At 39.1% G+C, this 2,569-nt stretch carries 3 protein-coding genes; 2 read left to right on the forward strand and 1 reads right to left on the reverse strand.

Translation table 11 applies throughout. The features are described from left to right. Positions 1 to 403 precede the first annotated feature (403 nt). Positions 404 to 1,126, forward strand: a complete 723-nt coding sequence (locus BIZ39_RS21210) for a YebC/PmpR family DNA-binding transcriptional regulator (protein WP_014948360.1) — start codon at positions 404 to 406, stop codon at positions 1,124 to 1,126. A gap of 85 nt (positions 1,127 to 1,211) precedes the next feature. On the opposite strand, the gene BIZ39_RS21215 is transcribed toward BIZ39_RS21210, so the two are convergent. After that, positions 1,212 to 1,445 carry a hypothetical protein gene (locus BIZ39_RS21215; RefSeq protein WP_187448021.1) on the reverse strand — a complete coding sequence of 78 codons (234 nt, stop codon included), beginning with the start codon at positions 1,443 to 1,445 and terminating at the stop codon, positions 1,212 to 1,214. Between the two features lie 365 nt (positions 1,446 to 1,810). Between BIZ39_RS21215 and BIZ39_RS21220 the strand changes: the two genes are divergently transcribed. Beyond that, complete coding sequence (locus BIZ39_RS21220; RefSeq protein WP_187448022.1) at positions 1,811 to 2,473, forward strand: hypothetical protein; 663 nt, start codon at positions 1,811 to 1,813, stop codon at positions 2,471 to 2,473. The last annotated feature ends 96 nt before the right edge of the window (positions 2,474 to 2,569 follow it).

Genomic DNA, 2,569 nt, shown 5'->3' on the forward strand with positions numbered 1-2,569 from the left:
GATTGATCTGATCACCAAACGTCATGAATGTTCCTATCTTTTTTATCTTATTGATATCGCAATATTATTTGTGGGGATACCTCAGGGTCAGAGTACATTTTGACCTCATTGAAAATGTGAAAGCTACCAACCTACACGCTTTCTAGGGGCGTTCACATTGGTATTACACGAAAATTAAGGTAGAATTTCGCCCAAATTTTTTGTGTCGCTTAGCCTACCGTTATTTTGGGCAGTGTTTCGCTTGGCAATTTTTAGCACCGTCACGTTCGACCATTTATAGAAACGTCGAGTTCGGCAATGCTACCAAGTAAGGCAGAGCGATGCGCCTGATGAACAGTCAGGCAACAGGTAGCCCGATAAAACCCAACGCAGCATTTCAAATTGCGAGAAAGAGAATTTTAAGATGGGAAGAGCATTCGAAGTTCGTAAAAACGCCATGGCAAAAACTGCCGGCCAAAAAACTAAAGTTTATTCTAAATACGGTAAAGAAATTTACGTATGTGCGAAAAATGGTGGTGCCGATCCAGACACCAACCTTTCACTTCGCCGCCTAATGGAAAAGGCGAAGAAAGACCAAGTACCAAGCCACGTTATTGAAAAAGCGATTGATAAAGCCGCTGGTGGCGCTGGCGAAGATTTCCAGCCTATGCGTTATGAAGGTTTTGGCCCAGGTAACTGCATGGTCATTGTTGACTGCTTGTCTGACAATGCAAACCGCACCATCACTGAAGTACGTAACTGCTTTACTAAAACCAACGCGAAACTTGGTGCACAGGGTGCGGTATCGCATATGTTCGATCACCAAGCGGTATTCCAGTTTGAAGGTGACGACGAAGACGCTATCCTAGAAGTGCTAATGGAAGCCGACGTAGACGTAACTGATGTTGAAGTTGAAGACGGTAAAGTTACAGTTTACGCGCCACACACTGAATTCTATCAAGTAAAAACAGCGCTAACTGAAGCCTACCCAGACATTAGCTTTATTGCAGAAGAAATGAGCTGGATGCCTCAGACCGAAACTGAGATAAGCGAAGAAGACATGCCGATGTTTGAAAAATTCATGGACATGCTTAACGACTGTGATGACGTGCAAGACGTTTACCACAACGCGATTACGCCTAACTAAGTGTTCACAGTAATTAAGTTGTTTAAAATATAAAAGAAGCCCGAAATTTTGGGCTTCTAAAAAACTTTGGAAATAAATAAGCTTTTTAGCTGACATTAGTTTCATAACAACTAATTGCTCCTTGTTCATCAAGCAACAATAAAATCTCTTCTGCAAACCTTTCTAAAATGACATTCATTGTCCATTTCTTTCTACCAAATTCAGTTCCTTTGAACTGGATTGCGATTTTTAAAGTTTTATTCCTAAATGAGTTGGGCACGATAGGCTTTAATACTTCGTCAGCGTGTATAATTTTGTCAATTACTTGTTTTAACGTCACTGGTCTTTCTACAAGCTCGTTGTCATAGTATAGACTTTATGACTTACCAAGCTCGTAGATTGGAAATTTGATGACCTTTTGATATATGTTTACGCTCAATGCAATCGCAAGGCTAAGAAGGTTACTCTATGTAAGGCTTTCGACAGCACCAGAACAACTATTAGAAAAACGTAACCCTTTCCCATCTTCAGAACAGTTACTAGTCGTATAAACTAACCCATGACAGATTAGGCATAGCCTCCTTATTTCGTCAAAGTCTTGCCTATGTTTACCTAGTACAAGTTGCATACGTATCTACGTTTGAAGTTGTTAAGGAGAAAGGTCAGTGTTAATAATTAGCCGACAGTTTTTAATAGAGAGAAATTATGAATTTTTTAGCCATTAGAGTTGGTTGGATGAAAGAGTATAAGGGAATTACGCAAAGTGATTATATTATTGGCGGTGGTAAAAACCCAGAAGAGACTGGCCGCGGTGTGGAGGTGTGTAACTTTCTGACTCATACTGACGGATACGTTTACGGTAATGTTGGAGTTAAGAGAGATAATTTACCCGGTCACAAAGTTGAATTGTCCATAAATAGGTTAGGTGCTAATGATGAGGATGATTTTATTACTGATATTCCAATATTCTTTTTTGGCGGTAAACAATTTAAAGGAATAAATGAAAACCGTTTAATTGGGTACTACAAAAAAGCAATAGTGTATCGAAAATCGCAGCGACTACCAGTAGATATGGTAACGCACGAAAAAAATCAACTAAAGTACTATCGATTTAAAGCGAAAGCTGAAGATGTCGTATTATTAAAACAAGTTGATCGGACTACTAAGTTTTCGCCCACGACCCAATCGCAATGGTGTTTTACTCCAAAGAAATATATTAACGTCGTTAAAAATATCTCTTTTTCAAAAGGTTCCATAGAAAAAAACTCTCCCAGAAAGTCTGGTAGAAAAAATACACCTTATTTACAGCGTATTGAAGTTGAGCGGAAAGCTGTAGCATTAACGATAACGCATTATGAGGAGTTCTGACGTGCTCCAATAGATTCACACACCCAGTTAAGAGATAATTATCTCAACTGGAGTGTATATGAAAACCCGAAAAAGCTACTCGAAAGAATTCAAACT

Source organism: Alteromonas sp. BZK5 (assembly GCF_014349115.1).
Taxonomy (GTDB): Bacteria; Pseudomonadota; Gammaproteobacteria; order Enterobacterales; family Alteromonadaceae; genus Alteromonas; species Alteromonas macleodii.